At 69.4% G+C, this 16,754-nt stretch carries 16 protein-coding genes and 1 pseudogene; 5 read left to right on the plus strand and 12 right to left on the minus strand.

Annotation, left to right across the window (positions count from 1 at the left end):
• The 4 genes and pseudogenes from ABZX37_RS24075 to ABZX37_RS24090 all read right to left on the minus strand — a co-directional run.
• Positions 1 to 245: pseudogene (locus tag ABZX37_RS24075) on the minus strand (superoxide dismutase); the annotation flags it as partial.
• Positions 246 to 360: 115 nt separating this feature from the next.
• Positions 361 to 1,035, minus strand: coding sequence for a biliverdin-producing heme oxygenase (locus ABZX37_RS24080; protein WP_354743015.1), 675 nt, complete (start codon positions 1,033 to 1,035; stop codon positions 361 to 363).
• Between the two features lie 78 nt (positions 1,036 to 1,113).
• Positions 1,114 to 1,716 (minus strand): TetR/AcrR family transcriptional regulator, encoded by a 603-nt coding sequence (locus ABZX37_RS24085; RefSeq protein ID WP_354743017.1) that lies wholly within the window; start codon positions 1,714 to 1,716, stop codon positions 1,114 to 1,116.
• Between the two features lie 51 nt (positions 1,717 to 1,767).
• Entirely contained in the window at positions 1,768 to 3,264 is a 1,497-nt protein-coding gene (locus ABZX37_RS24090; RefSeq protein WP_354743019.1) for a glutamate-cysteine ligase family protein, read from the minus strand.
• A 217-nt stretch (positions 3,265 to 3,481) separates the two neighbouring features.
• Between ABZX37_RS24090 and ABZX37_RS24095 the strand changes: the two genes are divergently transcribed.
• Genes ABZX37_RS24095 through ABZX37_RS24105 form a run of 3 tightly spaced genes read left to right on the plus strand, consistent with a single transcriptional unit; the run spans position 3,482 to position 5,297 of the window.
• Positions 3,482 to 4,303 (plus strand): RNA methyltransferase, encoded by an 822-nt coding sequence (locus ABZX37_RS24095; protein ID WP_354743021.1) that lies wholly within the window; start codon positions 3,482 to 3,484, stop codon positions 4,301 to 4,303.
• Positions 4,304 to 4,334: 31 nt separating this feature from the next.
• The gene (locus ABZX37_RS24100) at positions 4,335 to 4,925 is read left to right on the plus strand and encodes a DUF2537 domain-containing protein (RefSeq protein WP_354743023.1); all 591 of its coding nucleotides are present in this window, start codon (positions 4,335 to 4,337) and stop codon (positions 4,923 to 4,925) included.
• A gap of 18 nt (positions 4,926 to 4,943) precedes the next feature.
• Positions 4,944 to 5,297, plus strand: coding sequence for an MmcQ/YjbR family DNA-binding protein (locus ABZX37_RS24105; RefSeq protein WP_354743025.1), 354 nt, complete (start codon positions 4,944 to 4,946; stop codon positions 5,295 to 5,297).
• 163 nt (positions 5,298 to 5,460) lie between these two features.
• Here ABZX37_RS24105 and sepH read toward each other — a convergent pair whose 3' ends face one another.
• The 7 genes from sepH to ABZX37_RS24140 all read right to left on the minus strand — a co-directional run bounded on the left by sepH (position 5,461) and on the right by ABZX37_RS24140 (position 12,983).
• A complete protein-coding gene (gene sepH / locus ABZX37_RS24110; protein WP_354743027.1) occupies positions 5,461 to 6,297 on the minus strand; it encodes a septation protein SepH in 837 nt (278 codons plus the stop codon).
• Positions 6,298 to 6,546: 249 nt separating this feature from the next.
• The gene (gene serC / locus ABZX37_RS24115) at positions 6,547 to 7,671 is read right to left on the minus strand and encodes a phosphoserine transaminase (RefSeq protein ID WP_354743029.1); all 1,125 of its coding nucleotides are present in this window, start codon (positions 7,669 to 7,671) and stop codon (positions 6,547 to 6,549) included.
• Between the two features lie 504 nt (positions 7,672 to 8,175).
• Entirely contained in the window at positions 8,176 to 9,522 is a 1,347-nt protein-coding gene (locus tag ABZX37_RS24120) for a serine hydrolase domain-containing protein (RefSeq protein ID WP_354743031.1), read from the minus strand.
• Between the two features lie 23 nt (positions 9,523 to 9,545).
• Positions 9,546 to 10,169, minus strand: coding sequence for a response regulator transcription factor (locus ABZX37_RS24125; RefSeq protein WP_344288366.1), 624 nt, complete (start codon positions 10,167 to 10,169; stop codon positions 9,546 to 9,548).
• Complete coding sequence (locus ABZX37_RS24130) at positions 10,166 to 11,287, minus strand: sensor histidine kinase (RefSeq protein ID WP_354743240.1); 1,122 nt, start codon at positions 11,285 to 11,287, stop codon at positions 10,166 to 10,168. Before ABZX37_RS24130 ends, ABZX37_RS24125 begins: the two co-directional genes overlap by 4 nt.
• A 44-nt stretch (positions 11,288 to 11,331) precedes the next feature.
• Positions 11,332 to 12,147: an ABC transporter permease gene (locus tag ABZX37_RS24135; protein ID WP_354743033.1), complete on the minus strand. Its 816-nt coding sequence runs from the start codon at positions 12,145 to 12,147 to the stop codon at positions 11,332 to 11,334.
• Positions 12,144 to 12,983: an ABC transporter ATP-binding protein gene (locus ABZX37_RS24140; RefSeq protein WP_354743034.1), complete on the minus strand. Its 840-nt coding sequence runs from the start codon at positions 12,981 to 12,983 to the stop codon at positions 12,144 to 12,146. Before ABZX37_RS24140 ends, ABZX37_RS24135 begins: the two co-directional genes overlap by 4 nt.
• A 152-nt stretch (positions 12,984 to 13,135) precedes the next feature.
• On the opposite strand from ABZX37_RS24140, the gene ABZX37_RS24145 reads away from it, so the two are divergent.
• Together ABZX37_RS24145 and ABZX37_RS24150 are read left to right on the plus strand one after the other, a co-directional pair.
• The gene (locus tag ABZX37_RS24145; protein ID WP_354743242.1) at positions 13,136 to 14,842 is read left to right on the plus strand and encodes an SDR family oxidoreductase; all 1,707 of its coding nucleotides are present in this window, start codon (positions 13,136 to 13,138) and stop codon (positions 14,840 to 14,842) included.
• A gap of 14 nt (positions 14,843 to 14,856) precedes the next feature.
• On the plus strand, positions 14,857 to 15,429 hold the full coding sequence (locus ABZX37_RS24150) for a TetR/AcrR family transcriptional regulator (RefSeq protein ID WP_354743244.1): 573 nt from the start codon (positions 14,857 to 14,859) through the stop codon (positions 15,427 to 15,429).
• A gap of 98 nt (positions 15,430 to 15,527) precedes the next feature.
• Here ABZX37_RS24150 and ABZX37_RS24155 read toward each other — a convergent pair whose 3' ends face one another.
• A complete protein-coding gene (locus tag ABZX37_RS24155) occupies positions 15,528 to 16,667 on the minus strand; it encodes a citrate synthase 2 (protein ID WP_354743035.1) in 1,140 nt (379 codons plus the stop codon).
• Positions 16,668 to 16,754 lie beyond the last annotated feature (87 nt).

Consider the following 16,754-nt stretch of genomic DNA (forward strand, 5'->3'; position numbering starts at 1 on the left):
ATCTTCCACCACACCACGTGGTTGGCGTGCCCGGCCAGGTTGAACGCCAGCGTCGTCTCCAGGCCCACGATCGACCCGAAATCGCCCGCCTCGCGCGCGGCGGCGAGCTTGTCCAGCGTGTCGTTCGCGCCCTTCACGTAGGTCGCGTGGTGCTTGCTGTGGTGCAGCTCGTTGATCTCGCCCGAAATGTAGGGCGCGAGAGCGCCGTAGTCGTAATCGAGTTCGGGCAGCTCGTACCGGGCCATGGGGCCCTCCTTCTGGTCGACGCGCGGTTTTGCTTGGCGGCTTCCCTCGCGGGAGCCTTCTGAAACCGAGCCTCGTACTTCAAGCTAGGTGGAGGTCAACCGGCTGTGACCCGGGTCATGCCGAGGGGTCGCGGTACTGCGCGAGGTCGGCGGCCAGTTCGTCGAACACCGCCACGTTGTGCTCGAACGCGACCACGGATTCGTCGATCACCCGGGCGCGGTCGTCCTCGCTCCACGGTGCCTCGTCGAGCTTCGCGCGGTAGCGGTCGCGGAACGCGGGGGCGCTGCCGATCTCGTCGAAGCGGTAGAAGAGCGTGCCCGCCTCGGCGAGGTCGAACTTCTTCTCCAGCAGCCGCCGGATGATCTGGCCGCCCGCGATGTCGCCGAGGTAGCGCGTGTAGTGGTGCGCTACGAAGCCGCCGGACCAGCGCGACGCCTCGGCGATCCGTGCGATGTAGGCCTCGGTGGCGGCGAGCGGGGCGATCTCGGCGCGCCAGCCGGGGCCGATCAGATGGGCGAGGTCGCGTTCCAGCGCGGGGAGCCGCCGCAGCTCCTCGAACACGAACTCGCCGCCGACCGGGTCGCCGGCCATCGCATCGCCGGCGCGCTCGATGGCCTGGTAGATGAAGTAGTACTGGGTGGCGAGTGCCGCGTAGCCCGCCAGTGTCAGCTCGCCGCCGAGCAGCGCGTTCATGTACGTGGAGTGGTTGGCCTTGTCGTGCACTGTCCTCGTGGACGCGCGCAGCTGTCCGGAGAACGGGCTGGCTTCGAGGTCCGCGGTCACCGTCATCAAAGGCCTCCGACGTTCTTTATGACAAGCTGTCAGAAAGAACTGTAGGCCACGATCCGCACTTAGGCTACCCTAAAATCAACCGTTTTCACTCGAACCGACCGCCCGCCGGACGAAGCGCACGGCGGCTTCAATGGCGTCTTCCAGCTGGTCAGCGGGCACATCGATGACCTGGCGGCTGCCGAGTGCGGCGGTGATCATCGGGACCACCACCGCGAGGTCCTGCGCGGGCCAGCTGCCCGCGTCGACTCCCGCGAGCAGCACCGAGCGCAGCTGTTCGATGATCGGATCGGCGTGCGCGCTGATCCGCTGATACGCCGCGGGTGCGAGCGCGGACTCCAGCGCGGTGCCCGGCGGGAGATGGTGTTCGGCCAGCACGCGCAGCTGCAGCCGGACGAACGTGGCCAGCTGGGCGACCGGGTCGGCTTCGGCGTCCACCGCCGCGCGCAGCCGCTCGACGTACCGCGCGGCCTCGTCCTCCACGAAGGCGACGAGCAGGCTTTCCTTGTCCGGGAAGTGGTTGTACATCGCGGTGCGGCCGAGCCCGGCCTCCGCGGCGACACCGGCGAGCGTGATCGCGTCGAAGCCGCGCTCGTACAGCTGCGCGCGGACGACGTCGAACACCCGTGACCGCACTTCGCGGCGGTGCGCTTCGAGCGAACCGCCCAGCACCTTCGGCACTCGCGCCACCCCTTCCCGTGCGAAACACTTTAAGGGACGGCGCAAAACGGTTCAGTCGTCGAGCGTCCAGGTGTGCACCGGCTCGCCTTCCGCGGAGAGTTCGAGGTACCGCCGCAGCATCCAGTTGAGCGCGGTTTCGCGGTCGGCCCCGCGCTCGTGCGCGCGCAGCACGTAGTCCCGCTGCCAGGTCGCGCCGCTGCGGCGGGCGAGGCAGCGGCGTTCGATGATGCCGAGGTAGCGCACCCGGGCCTCGTCGGACACGTCCGAACGGCGCAGTCCTTCGTGCGCCAGCGGCAGGAGCACGCGCAACGCCAGCTCGTCCGGCGGGATCCAGCCGATGCCGGGCCAGTACAGCTGCGCGTCGAAGCCCTTTCGCGCGCCTTCGTACAGGTTTTCTTCCGCTGCCTGGAACGACATCTGCGACCAGACCGGCCGTTCTTGCTCGGCCAATGCGCGTTGCGCGCCGTAGAAAAACGCCGCGTTGGCCACGATGTCGGCGACGGTCGGGCCGGCGGGCAGCACGCGGTTTTCGATGCGCAGATGAGGCAGGCCGTCGACGACGTCGTACACCGGCCGGTTCCATCGCCAAATTGTTCCGTTGTGCAGCCGGAGTTCGGAAAGTTTCGGCGCCTGCCCGGATTCCAGCGCCTCGATCGGGTCCTCGAGATCAGTCTCCGGCAGTAGACCTGGAAAATAGCGGACGTTTTCCTCGAACAGGTCGAAGATCGACGTGATCCACCGTTCGCCGAACCACACCCGCGGCCGGACGCCCTGATTTTTCAGCTCCTCCGGCCGGGTGTCGGTGGCCTGCTGGAACAACGGGATCCGGGTTTCGTGCCACAGCGCCTTGCCCAGCAGGAAGGGCGAGTTCGCGGCGACCGCGATCTGCACGCCGGCCAGGCATTGCGCGGCGTTCCAGTGCGCCGCGAATTCCTCCGGGGCCACCTGCAGATGTAATTGGACCGAAGTACAAGCGGCCTCCGGGAGAATGGACTCCGCGAAGTGCCGCAGCCGTTCCGGCTGGGCTCCGGGCAGCGCCGGGCCGTCCATCGCGAGCGCGATCCGCTCGCCGCGCGCGGCGAAGATCTCGTCATTCAGCGACGAATAGCGCGTTTTGTGGGAAAGCCACTTTTGGTCGAAGTGTTCCGGACGCAGCGTCGGAAGAACGCCGATCATGGCCACCGTCGAGCCGGTGTGCGCCGCGCTTTCCCCGGCTTTCGCGAGGTAGGCGTGCAGGTCTTCTTCCAGTCGCAGCGCGGAATCCCCGGCGAGCGGGCGCGGCGGCACGTTGAGTTCCAGGTTGTGCTGGCCGAGCTCAGTGGTGAACGCGTCGTCGCCGAGCGCCTCCAGCACGACCGAGTTGGTCATCGACGGACGCAGCTGCCCGTCCACCAGGTTCAGCTCGACTTCGAGGCCGATGTTCTTGCGGGGAAAGGAAAAGCTGCCGTCGGTGAGCATCCGCGCCAGGGTGTCCAGGCAGCGCTGGACCTTCCGGCGGTACCGTCCGCGGTCGAGCCGGCCGGGGTGTGCCGAGAGATCCGTACCCATTGTTCGACGCGCTCCTTGGCTGCTGTCCGCAGTGGTCTGGGCGGCTAGTACGCCAGGCAGACCACCGTCGCACAGCGGGTGGCGATGGGCTAGCGGCCAAACTGGTGCTCTCCGTCACCGGAAGTTGACCCTGCGCGAAAATAGACCGTTTGCAGTAAATGGCGCCACGCGTTCGGACCAGTCGGCGCGGGTTCGGGCGAGTGCGAGACTGTCCGATGTGGCTCAACTGATCTTCACCGAGGACCGCGCGCATCCGGGCCTCGACGACTTCCGCGACCTGTCCACAGCGGACCGTCGCCCGGACCGCCCCGGCGGGCGCGGGCTGGTGATCGCCGAAGGAACCGTCGTGGTCGGGCGGCTGCTTGCTTCGCGCTATCCGGTGCGAGCGCTGCTCGGCGTGGAGAGACGGCTGCGGGAACTGGAGAACGAACTCGCGGCCGTCGACGTGCCCGCGTATGTGACGTCGGCGGAGACGATGGCCGACGTGGTCGGGTTCCATCTCAATCGCGGCGTGCTCGCGGTCGCGGACCGCCCGGAACCGCCGACGGTCTCCCAAATCGTGGACAGCGCACAGGTTTTGGCGGTGCTCGAAGGCGTCGGCGACCACGAAAACCTCGGCGCGCTGTTCCGCAACGCGGCCGCGCTCGGCGTCGGCGGGATATTGCTGGGTCCAGGTTGTTCGGATCCTCTTTACCGGCGCAGCGTGCGCGTTTCGATGGGCCACGTGCTGCGCGTCCCGTTCGCGACTTTCGACAGTTGGCCCGGCGGGCTGGATGTGCTGCGGGCACGGGGTTTCACGGTGGCCGCGCTCACGCCGCGCGCGGATTCCGTGCCGTTGCGCGGATTGCGGGAGAAGGTGCCGGGCCCGGTCGCGCTGCTGCTCGGCGCGGAGGGGCCGGGGCTGACCGACGAGGCGATCGAGGCCGCGGACGTCGCGGTTCGCGTGGAGATGGTGTCCGGCGTCGACTCGCTGAATGTCGCCACGGCCGCGGCGATCGCGTTCCACGAAGTCTCGGCGGGGGCCGCCCCACTAGAGTGACCCCCGGCACGTTTCTTGCGGGGAGGGGCACATGGAGCTGCGGATCCGCGGCGAGCAGGCGGTGCTGGCCGGGCCGGGCGGCGAACACGCGCGCGAGGTCGACCCGCGCCGGCTCGCGATCGGCGCCGACCTGGCGCAGGACCTGCACGAGTGGGCGCGCGTCGCGTCGGCGGTGACGCGTTCCGAGACGGACGCCGATGTCGCCGGTGCGGTCGTGTCACAGCGCGGCCGTCAGCTTGCCGCGCGCTTGGCCGCGGTGATGGGCACCGAGGTGCGTTTTGTCGACCCGGTGACCGGGGTGGAGACGGTGGTCGAGCCGCCGCCGCGCCCGGATCAGCCCGCGCGGGCCGCGACGCCGGAAGAGCCGACGCCTTGGTTCACCGGGCTTACGGTGTCGGCGTTCGCGGCTGCTGTGGTGATCGTGGCGATGCTCGCGTTGGCGGGGACGCTCGCGCGGGAGACGAGCACGTGGCTCGCGTTGATCGCGTCGCTGGTGGTTACCGGCGGGGTCGCACCGTCGTTGTGGCTGGGTCGGAAGGTGCCGATCCTGCGCTGGGCGGTGTACGGCGCGGGCGGCGGGCTGGTGCTGGCGTGGATCGGCGTGCTGGCCACGGTGTTCTGACTCGCGGATACTGAGCCGATGGCTCCGCTCGACAAGCTGCGCGCCCTCTGCCTCGCCCTGCCCGAAGCTACCGAACGGCTCAGCCACGGCGAACCGACGTGGTTCGTTCGCGGGCGCAAGACGTTCGTGATGTTCGCCGACCAGCACCACGACGACCGGCTCGCGTTCTGGTGCCCGGCGCCGCCCGGGGTGCAGGAGGAATTGGTGCGTACCGAGCCCGAGCGGTTTTTCCGGCCGCCCTACGTCGGAGTGCGCGGGTGGCTCGGCGTACGGCTCGACGTGGACGTCGACTGGGTCGAGGTGGATCAGATCGTGCGTGAGGCTTATCGGCACGTGGCCCCGAAGAAACTGGCCGCCCTGCTGGACGGCTGACCGGACCGAGCGCTTCTGAGCAGCGCCACATCCGCCGGGACCGCACCTTCGCTGCTGAGAAAGCCCCAATGTGGCATTGGGTGCGTCAGATGCAACCAATGCCACATTGGGTGCGTGGGACGCAACCAATGCCACATTGGGGCGCTTGAAGCGGTCCAGGCGGTCAGCCGCGCTGGGTGCGGACTCCGAGCAGCACGTCCTCCCAGGACGGCACGATCGGATGGTTCTTCTTCGCCTTCGTGCGCGGCTGCTCGGCTTCGTCGCCGTCGGACTCGCCCGGGACGCGCGGGATCTCGCGGGTCTCGTCGTCGCCCTCGTCCGGACCTTCGATGGCGCGCGGCTCCTCGACGGCGTCGAGCGTCGGCTGCACCACCGAATCGCGAGCGGGAGCCAGCGCGCGCACGGTGCGCGGGGCCACGTACGAGTTCGGGTTCAGCAGGACTTCGGCGTTCTCGTCGAGCGCGTGCACCGTTCCGCCGTGCGCGCCGGGCGAGAACGACCAGTGCGCGCGGTTGTCGGAGCGGCCGGCTTTCCAGCGCAGCACGACGACCCACTTGCCGTCGTCGCCGCGCCAGGCGTCCCAGGTTGCCTGGTTGTAGTCGTGACCGCGGACGCCGAAGGCGTAGGCGATGACCTCGCCGAGCGTCTGGACGTCGGGCCCGTCCTCGCGGACCGGGTGCGCCGACTGTGCGAGCTCCGCCGTGCGGGACCGCTCGAGCAGCACCGGATAAGCGAATCGCTCCACCCGCTGCGTCGAGACGCCCGCGCTGCTCGCGACCTGCTCGACGGACTCGCCCGCGCGGATTCGCGCCTGGATCTCGCGTGGCCGCATCTGGCTCTCCAACTCGATCTCGATCTGGCCCAGCCGGGCTATGTCCCCCCTCGCCGCCGCACGCAGTCTCTCGTCGGCCGGGAGCAGGAAGCGGGTACGGCTCGCCGGGTCCTCCAGCACGAGGGACTTCCCGTCCTCGTGCAGCCCGACCACCCGCAACGCCCGCATTTCTCGCCTCCCCGGTGTTCACCTTTGTGGGTGCCCACGTTAGAACGGCGCGTCGGCTTGACGTGCGAGGCGCGCCGACGCCTCACCCATCCGAACTCAATCCGACGACACTTTCCTGGCCATTTTCGCGGCCGCGGTTATCCGGCAGAGCCGTGACACGCCGACCACGGTGTGTCACGAACGAGTGGTCGTCAACGCGAACCGCCCCGCGAGCCGGACGGCAGGCGGGGCGGTTTGGGCGTTTTTCGTTCAGCCCAGGCGTTCCACGACGTATTCGATGCTCTGGGTGAGCTTCGTGACGTCGTCCGGGTCGATCGCCGGGAACAGGCCGACGCGCAGCTGGTTGCGGCCCAGCTTCCGGTACGGCTCGGTGTCGACGATCCCGTTGGCGCGCAACGCCTTCGCGACCGCGGCGGCGTCCACCTCGTCGGCGAAGTCGACCGTGCCGACGACCTGCGAGCGCAGGTCCGGGTTCGTCACGAACGGCGTGGTGTACGAGGTTTTCTCGGCCCATTCGTACAGCCGGGTCGAGGATTCCTTGGTGCGCGAGGTGGTCCAGTCGAGGCCGCCCTGGCCGTTCATCCACTCGATCTGCTCGGCGAGCAGGAAAAGGGTGGAGACGGCGGGGGTGTTGTAGGTCTGGTCCTTGCGCGAGTTGTCGAGCGCCGTGGTGAGCGACAGGAATTCGGGGATCCAGCGGTCGCCGCCGCCGATCTCGCCGATCCGCTCGATCGCGGCGGGCGAGGCGAGCGCGATCCACAGCCCGCCGTCGGACGCGAACGACTTCTGCGGCGCGAAGTAGTAGACGTCGAAGTCCTCGGCCTTGACCGGAAGACCGCCGGCGCCGGACGTCGCGTCGATCGCGACCAGGGCGCCGTCGCTGCCCTCGGGACGCCGCACCGGCACCGCGACACCGGTGGAGGTTTCGTTGTGCGCCCAGCCGACGAGGTCCGCGCCCTGCTGGTAGGCGATTTCCGGCGCGCTGCCCGGGTCGGCCTTCACCACGATCGACTCGCCGAGGAACGGGGCCTTGTTCGTGACGGTCGCGAACTTCGAGGAGAACTCGCCGTAGGTGAAGTGCTGGGCGCGCTCGCGCACGAGGCCGAACGCGGCGGCGTCCCAGAACGCGGTCGTCCCGCCGTTGCCGAGGATGACCTCGTAGCCGTCCGGGAGCGAGAACAGGTCGGACAGCCCGGCGCGCACCCGGCCGACGAGCGACTTGACCGGCTTCTGCCGGTGCGAGGTGCCGAGGTAGGTGGAACCGGACCGGGCGAGGGCGGCGAGCTGCTCTTCGCGGACCTTCGAGGGTCCGCAGCCGAAGCGGCCGTCGGCCGGCTTGAGGTCTGCTGGGATCGTCAACTCAGCGTCGGTCATGTGCTTAGTCTCTCAGGTCGGGACAACGCAGGTAACGGCGGTTGGCGGGTGTCCGACATGTGGAATCGTGACGGAAACGCACGGTTACCGGCCGCGCTGGGGATGGGTTGCGCTGTTCGCCTTGACGGCGTTGGCGCACCCGTGGGACTCGACTGCGCTGATCGGCCTCCCAGTCGGGCTGGCCGCTGGGTCTCGTGCCGTGGCGACGGGAGCGGTTCGCCCGGCGGGTGGCCGCTGTTCGCTCTTTCCGCCACCTTCGCAGGGTTCGTCGTCGCCGGGTTTTTCATCGAACCGCCGGACGCGAGCGAGTTCGGCTCAGCCGTTTTCGCGGTCGTGCCCGCCGCCGCGCTTCTCGCCGCGCCGTTGTGGTGGTGGCCACGGGGCAGGGTGCGGCCGAAGGGACCAATGCGCGGGGTCCGCGCGAAGCTGGACGGGGATACCGCTCAGTGGGACTTCGGCCCTGGACGCCGAGGAGACCGGCGTCCAGGGCCGAAGCGGGGTGACTTAGCGCCACCCGCCCTCGTCCAGACCGCCCGGGATCGGCGCGGCTGGGTCGTACGGTGTGCGGCTGAAGATGAACGTCGCGAGGTTCAGGTGGTTCGCCGTCCCGTCCGCGGTGCGGCCGACGGTGAGCGTTTCGCCCGCGTAGTAGCCGTCCAGGCCGATCCAGGTGTCCGGGCCCTCGGGGCGGAAGCGCGACGCCCGTCCGGCTCCGGCGGCCGGGTTCAGCGAGATCAGGCCGTCGCCCTGCACGCGCAGGAAGTACGGCGACGGACCCCAGTGCCACAGGCCGGTCAGTGCGAGCAGCTCCGGGTCCACAGTGGACGGAAGCCACTCGTCGGGCAGTGCGGGTTCGAGGTCGTCGGCGGTGGTGAGCAGGTCCAGGCAGAGCTGCGTGATGCCGACGCCGCCGGTGGAGTTCGCGAGGCACAGCGCGCCGGTGCCGCTGCGCGGGTCGACCAGGGTCGCGGCGAGGAAGCCGGGCATCGAGCCGGTGTGCCCGGCCAGGTGCCTGCCCTGGTAGCGCACGACCATCAGGCCGAGGCCGAACCCGGTCGACCACACCTCGGTGTCGTCGACGGTGTTCATCGTCCGCATTTCGTCGACCGTGTCGGCGGACAGCACGTCGCCGGTGTGGCCGCCGAGGAACGACGTCCAGCGGCCGAGGTCGGTGATCGTGGACCAGAGCTGGCCCGCCGGGGCCATCGCGCCCGCGTCCGGCCACTTCTCGGGCATCAGCACGTCGGCGAACGGGTGCACGGCGAATCCCTCGGCGTGCGCGCCGTCGGGGTGCGGGGTCGTGCGGTTCATGCCCAGCGGGGTAAGGATTTCGTCGCGCACGACGTCGTACCAGGGCCGCTCGCGGTGCCGGGCGACCAGCTCGCCGAGGACGCCGTAGCCGACGTTCGAGTAGTGGAACTTGGCGCCGGGACGCAGCTTCGTCGCGCCCTTTTCCAGGCTCGCGACGAGCGCCGCCCAGTCCGCGCCGGGCGCGCGCTCCCACCACTGGCCGGGCGATTCCGAGGTGAGGCCGGAGGCGTGCGACAGCAGTTGCGCGATGGTGACCGAGCCGAACGCGGTGCCCGGCAGGTGCCGTTCCAGCGGATCGGTGAGGTCGAGCTTGCCCTCGTCGCGCAGCCGCATGACCGCGGTCGCGATCATCGTCTTGGTGATCGACCCCAGCCGGTACTGCGTGTCGTCGTCCGGGCGCTGGTCGCCGACGCGGCCGCGGGCTCCGGACCAGACGACCTCGCCGCCCCGCACGACAGCGGCGAGCAGGGACGGGGCGCGGCTGACGGACTGCTCCTGCGCGAGCCGTCGGTACAGGGCGAGTTCGGTGGAGTCGAGCATGGGCGTCATTCTGCCCGGGCGGCTCAGCCGAGCAGTTGCCGGTCCAGCGCCGTCGTCACCGCCGCCGTGCGGTCGGAGACGCCGAGCTTCGAGAACACCCGCAGCAGGTGCGTTTTCACCGTCGCCTCGCCGATGTGCAGCTCACGGCCGATTTCGGCGTTGGTGCGGCCCTTCGCGACCAGCCGCAGCACTTCCACCTCGCGCGCGGACAGCGGCGAGGCCGGCGTCGGGTTCCGCATCCGGTGCACGAGCTTGCCCGCGACCGACGGCGCCAGCACGGTCTCACCGCGATGCGCGGCCCGGATCGCACCGGCCAATTCGGTGCGCGACGCGTCCTTCAGCAAATATCCCGACGCGCCGGCCTCGACCGCGCGCAGGATGTCCGCGTCGGTCTCGTAAGTGGTGAGAACGACGATCCGGCGGGCAGGTGTCTCTTTGAGGATCGCGTGGATCGCGCCGACACCGTCGAGGCCCGGCATGCGCAGGTCCATCAGGATGACGTCGGGCTGTTTCACGCGGTCGAGCGCCACCGCTTCGTCGCCGGAACCGGCTTCGCCGACCACCGTCAGGTCGTCCTCGGCTTCGAGCATGCCGCGCAGTCCTTCGCGCACCACGGGATGGTCGTCGACGAGCATGATCGTGATCACGCGGGCACCTCCAGTTCCAGTTCGGTGCCGCCGTTCGCGCCGGTCCGCACTTCCAGCGTGCCGCCCACCTGCTCGGCCCGCGAACGCATGCCGCGCAACCCGAATCCGGTTCCGTCGGCGTCCGGGGCGAAGCCGCACCCGTTGTCGGCTACCCGCAACCGTATCGCTCCGTCCACAGCGGACAGCCGCACGCGGACGAGCGTCGCGCCTGAGTGCTTGCGCACGTTCGACAGCGCCTCTTGCGCCGCGCGCAGCAGCACCACTTCGACCGCAGTGGACAGTGGCGGCAGGGCATCGTCCACTTCGCACTCAACCGGAATACCGAGCTCCTCGGCGAGCCGATCCGCCTGACGCTGCACGGCTTCCGGCAGCGAGCCAGTGGCCAAATCGGACGGTGCGAGCGCGGCGACCATCGCACGGGCTTCGGCGAGATTTTCGCGGGCGGTACGGCCCGCGAGCGCGAGATGTCTGCGCACTGTGGACAGATCAGTGTCCAGTTCGGACTCGATCGCCTGGGTCAGCGTGATGATGCTGGTGAACCCCTGGGCGAGGGTGTCGTGGATTTCGCGCGCCAGCCGTTCGCGTTCGGCGGCGGTGCCCGCTTCCCGCGACAGCCGGGCGACCTCGGCCTGACTCGATTCCAGCTCGCGGATCAGTTCGGCGCGGGCGCGGCTCTGCCGCAGGACGTCGCTGGTGAACTTCCCGGCCAGCACGCTGAAGACGATGAGGATCGCGGTCATCGGCAGCAGGACCGACAGCAGCTGGTTGTCCCAGCCGCCGTTCACCACTGCGGAGACGGGTTCGAGCAGGATTAGCAGTGTCGTCGCGACGATCCCGGGGCGCAGCTCCAGCAGCATGAACACCAGCGGGCAAGCGAGGAACAGCACGAAGCTCGCCGCGGTGGTCGCGAGAATGGCGGTGGCGCTCAACGCGATCAGCGCCACCGCCGCGACGACCCGGGTGGTCTCGTTGTCCTCGCCGTGCACGACGCGCCGTCCCACAGCCAGATACCCGACGGCGATCGCGCCCAGCGCGGCTTCGGCCACGATCTTCGCGGCTGCCGAACCGTCATTGACGAGCACCAGGACCGCGGTCGCCGCGTAGGCGACCGCGAACATCACCTCCCAGGACCAGAACGACCGCTGCCACGCGTCGTCCTGGGTCACTTCGCTTCGTTCGTCCACCGGAACGTCACCCTCGCGAGCACCAGGCCCACCACGCACCACACCGCCAGCACCAGCGCCACCTTCGGAAGCTCCCATGTCCCCGCCATCTCCTGGGTCGCGGCCTCCGGCGGCAGGAACACCGAGCGGAAGCCCTGGCAGATCCATTTCAGCGGGAAGAACGACGCGACGTCGACCATGATCCTCGGCAGGTGCGTGATCGGCGTGACGAACACCCCGGAGATGAACTGCAGCACCAAGTACACCAGCTGCACCAGCGCCACGGTTCCGGTCGCCGAGCGGGCGACCGAGCTGATCGAGATGCCCAGCAGCGTCGAGGAGACGATCCCGAGCAGCAGCACCCAGACCAGGGTCAGCCACTTCGCCGGGTCGGACGGCAGTTCGAGATGGAACATCAGCATCGCCACCGCGCCCATCAGGACGGTCTGCGCCACGCTGGTCACCGCGACCATGACCATCTTGCCGACGAAATAGGCCGCCGCGGGCATCGGCGTGCCGCGCAATCGTTTCAGCGCACCGATTTCCCGGTCCGCGGCGATGCCGATGCCGACGCTGTTGAACGACGTCGACACGATGCCCGCGCCGATCATCCCGGCGGCGAGCAGCTGCCCGGACGACACCCCGGTCTGCGCGGTCGGTCCGTCGAGGATGGAGCCGAGCAGGATCATCAGCACCGCGGGCAGCGAGAAGGTGAACACCACCTGCTCGCGGTTGCGGAAGAACTGCCGCAGTTCGAGCGCGCCGCGGGCGAGGCCGAGGCTGAACGTGCCCGGCACGGCCATGGTCGTGGTCATGGTTTTTCCCCGATCAGGTCGAGATAGACGTCTTCCAAGCTGGGGCGCGTCACGGTGAGTCCGGCGAGTTCCCCTTGCTCGCCAGCGAGTTGCGAGACGAGCTTTGTCGGGAACTGCGTGCGTTCCTCGTGACTGCCGCGTTCGTCTTGCCACCGCACGACGGCTTCGGCGCGTTCGCGGCCGCCGAGGGTCGCCGGCGTCCCCTCCGCGACGACCGAACCTCGGGCAAGCACTGCGAGCCGGTCAGCCAGTGCTTCGACCTCGTCCAAGTAATGCGTCGTCAGCAGGATCGTGGTGCCCTCGTGGGCGAGTCCGTCGATGAGCGCCCAGAACTGCCGCCGTGCCTCCGGGTCGAATCCAGTGGTGGGCTCGTCGAGGAACAGCAGTTCCGGACGGCCGACGATGCCGAGCGCGACGTCCACGCGGCGGCGTTGCCCGCCGGACAGCGACTTCACCCGCGCGCCCGCCTTCGCGGTGAGGCCGACCTTGTCGATCACCTCTTCCGGGTCCCGCGGGTTCGGGTAGTACTTCGCGAAGTGCCGCACGGTCTCCGCGACGGTCAGTTCCGCCGCGTCGGTGGCCGTCTGCAACACGATGCCGAGGCGGGCGCGCCACGCGCGTCCCGCGGTACCCGGGTCCTCGCCGAGGACAGTGGCTTCCCCCGCCGTCCGCTGCCGGTGCCCCTCCAGGATCTCGACGGTGGTCGTTTTGCCCGCGCCGTTGGGCCCGAGCAGGGCGAACACCTCGCCGTCGTGGATGTCGAGATCGATCCCGGCCACGGCGAGGTGGCCCGGGTACTCCTTGCGCAGTCCGCGCACTCGCACTGCTGTGCTCATGTCGTCAAGAGTGCGCCGCGAAGGCCGGTGAGCGGGACGTCCGGGCAGTGGAATCCGGCTGTCCACCGAACGGTGGACACGCTGGTTTCCCGTGGAACCACGCAGTCCGCTGTTGACAAGTTGTCTAACATGACAAGATGTCTCACAAGCAGGTGACTGCCAGCGACGGAGTCCGCCTTTCGGTCCGGGTGAGCGGCAACCCGGACGGGCCCACGGTCGTGCTCGTGCACGGATACCCGGACAACAGCTCGATGTGGGACGGCGTCGCCGAGGAGCTGCGTCGCGAGCACCGCGTGGTCGTCTACGACGTGCGCGGCGCGGGCGAATCCGACAAACCGCGAGCGCGCCGGGCGTATCGGCTGGACCAGCTCGCCGACGACCTCGCCGCGGTGGTCGACGAGGTGCAGCCGGTCGGCAAGGTCCACCTCGTGGCGCACGACTGGGGTTCGATCCAGGCCTGGCACGCGGTCACCGGCGACCAGTTGCGCGGCCGGATCGCCTCGTACACCTCGCTTTCCGGGCCCAGTCTCGATCACGCGGGGGCGTGGTTCCGCGACCAGCTGACCCGGCCGACCCCGCGTCGCCTCGGGCACGCGCTGCGGCAGTTCCTGCACTCGTATTACATCGTCGCGTTCCAGGTGCCGTTGATCCCGGAACTGTTGTGGCGCACCGGAATCATGCGCACGATGATCCGGAAGCTGGAGCCTGCCGAGACGTCGCCGAAGACGGCCGACGGGGTGCACGGCCTCAAGCTGTACCGGGCGAACATGGGGCCGCGGCTGTCCCGGCCGCAGCCGCGTCCGGCGGAAATCCCGGTCCAGGTGCTCGCGCCGACCGGCGATTCGTACGTCACCGCGCCGCTGCAGACCGAGGTCGAACGCTGGGTGCCGGATCTGCACGTCCGGCGTGTGATCGGGTCGCACTGGATCACCCGGACCAAGCCCGCGGTGGTCGCTTCCGCGGCCGTGGAACTGATCGCGTCGGTGGAAACCGGCGAGGAAACCCGGGCGCTGCGGCGGGCTCGGGTCGGCGGCTCCAGCGGTCGCTTCGCGCATCGTCTCGTGGTCGTGACCGGTGCGGGCAGCGGGATCGGCCGGGAGACCGCGCTGGCGTTCGCGGCCGAAGGCGCCGACGTGGTCGTCAGCGACATCAACGGCGATTCGGCCGCGGAAACCGCGAAACTGGTGCGGGAGCGCGGAGTCGACGCCGGTGAGTACACAGTGGACTCTTCGGACGGCGAGGCGGTCGCCCGGTTCGCCGCGCAGGTGCGCGACGAGTTCGGCGTGCCGGACATCGTGGTCAACAACGCCGGGATCGGCATGTCCGGTCCGTTCCTCGACACGACGATCGAGGACTGGGAGAAGGTCGTGGACGTCAACCTGTGGGGCGTGATCCACGGCTGCCGCGCGTTCGCGCCGATGATGAAGGAGCGCGCCGAGGGCGGGCAGATCGTGAACCTCGCGTCGGCCGCGGCTTATCTGCCGTCAAAGATTCTCACCGCCTACGGCACCACGAAGGCCGCGGTGCTCGCTTTGAGCAATGGCCTGCGCGCGGAGCTGGCGGCCGAGGGAATCGGTGTCACGGCGGTGTGCCCGGGACTGGTGAATACCAACATCACCAGCACCACCAAGTTCGTCGGCGTGGACGAGGTCGAGGAGAAACGGCGGCAGAAAGAATCGTCGAAGCTCTACGCTCGGCGCAATTTCGGTCCGGAACGAGTGGCGCGCGACATTCTGCGTGCGGTGGAGAAGAACGTCGCGATCCAACCGTCCACTCCGGAGGCGAAGGTCGCGCTGGTCCTTTCGCGACTGACGCCGGGTTTGCTGCGTGCGGCGGCGAAACTGGACGTCACGCCGTGAGCCGTCCGCGCCGGATGACCGCGCAGGCCCGGCGGGACGACCTCATCGCGGCGGCGCTGGATCTATTCGGCACCCGAGCACCGGAATTGGTCACGGTGGACGACATCGTGGCCCGCGCCGAGGTGTCGCGGCCGTTGTTCTACCGGTATTTCCCGAGCCTGCGGGAATTGCAAATGCAGGCGTTGCGCACGGTCACTGACGGCCTCGTCGACCGGCTCGCGACGCTTGAGGAAGGCCTGCCGGAAGAACGGCTGCGCGCGGCCGTACGCGGCCTCGTCGATGTCGCGGCGCATTACCGGGAGGGCTACGTTGCGTTGCTGCGCAGCGGTTCAGTCATCGCTACTTCGGAGACGGACGCGGCGATCGACGAGGTCCGCAACCGTGCCGTCGAGCTGATCCTGGAAGCGCTGCCGATTCCCGAACCGTCGCCGTTGGTGCTGCTGACCCTGCGCTGCTGGACCGCCGTGGTCGAGGGCGCTTTGCTGTCATGGCTGCAAGAAGGCACTGTCCCGCGCGAAACGCTGGACGGCTGGCTCGTCGATCAGCTCACCGCGATGCTCGCCGCCACCGACGCGCACCTGGCCTGAAGCGCCCCAACGCCACATTGGGTGCATGGGACGCACCCAATGTGGCGTTCGGTGCGTCAGACGCACCCAATGCCACATTGGGGCGCTTTGGACCAGACTCAGGACTGGGAGATGAGGTTCCAGCCCTCGACCTCGGAAGGCGTGCGCGGGCCGGGGCCGACGTACTTCGCCGACGGGCGGACCAGGCGGCCGGTCTGCTTCTGCTCCAGGATGTGCGCCGCCCAGCCGGCAGTGCGCGCGGAGGAGAACATCGCCGGCATCATGTGCGGCGGCACCTTCGCGAAGTCCAGGATCACCGCGGCCCAGAACTCGACGTTCGTTTCGATCGGGTGGTCCGGACGGCGTTCGCGCAGCTCGGCCAGCGCGGCCTGCTCCAGCGCAGCGGCGACCTCGTAGCGCTCGGCGCCCAATTCCTTGCAAGTGCGGCGCAGCACGCGGGCCCGCGGGTCCTCCGCGCGGTACACGCGGTGGCCGAAGCCCATCAGCCGCTCCTTGCGGTCGAGGATGCCCTTGACCAGCGCGCGGGCGTCACCCGAGCGCTCGACCTCCTCGATCATCGGCAGCACGCGCGCCGGGGCCCCGCCGTGCAGCGGGCCGGACATCGCGCCGATCGCGCCGGACATGGCCGCCGCGACGTCCGCCCCGGTGGAGGCGATGACGCGCGCGGTGAAGGTGGAGGCGTTGAGGCCGTGCTCGGCGGCGGAAACCCAGTACGCGTCGACCGCCTTGACGTGCGCCGGGTCCGGCTCGCCGCGCCAGCGGATCATGAACCGCTCGGTGATCGACTTCGCCTCGTCGACCCGCGACTGCGGCACCGCGGGCTGGCCGATGCCGCGCGCGGACTGCGCGACGTAGGACAGCGCCATCACCGAAGCGCGGGCGAGCTGGTCGCGCGCGTCGGCGTCGGTGATGTCGAGCAGCGGACGGTAGCCCCAGATCGGGGCGAGCATGGCGAGTGCGGCCTGGACGTCGACCCGCACGTCGCCGGTGTGCACCGGAAGCGGGAACGGCTCGGCGGGCGGAAGCCCGTGCCCGAACCGGCCGTCGACCAGGAGGCCCCATACGTCGCCGAAGGTCACCTTCCCGGCAAGGTCCTCGATGTCGACGCCGCGGTAGCGCAGTGCACCGCCGTCCCGGTCGGGTTCGGCGATTTCGGTCCGAAACGCGACGATGCCCTCGAGCCCGGGCCGGAACCCGTCGTCGGCTTCGTTGGTTGTGCTGATCGTGGAGGTAGTCACTCTTCGCGAACCCTTTCGATGCGCATTCCCCGGCTGTGTTGTGCACGCGCGGACGGGATACACGCTGGCTCCTTGCGCGCCTCATCG

This window comes from Amycolatopsis sp. NPDC004079, from assembly GCF_040610415.1.
In the GTDB taxonomy this organism is placed as follows: Bacteria; Actinomycetota; Actinomycetes; order Mycobacteriales; family Pseudonocardiaceae; genus Amycolatopsis; species Amycolatopsis halotolerans.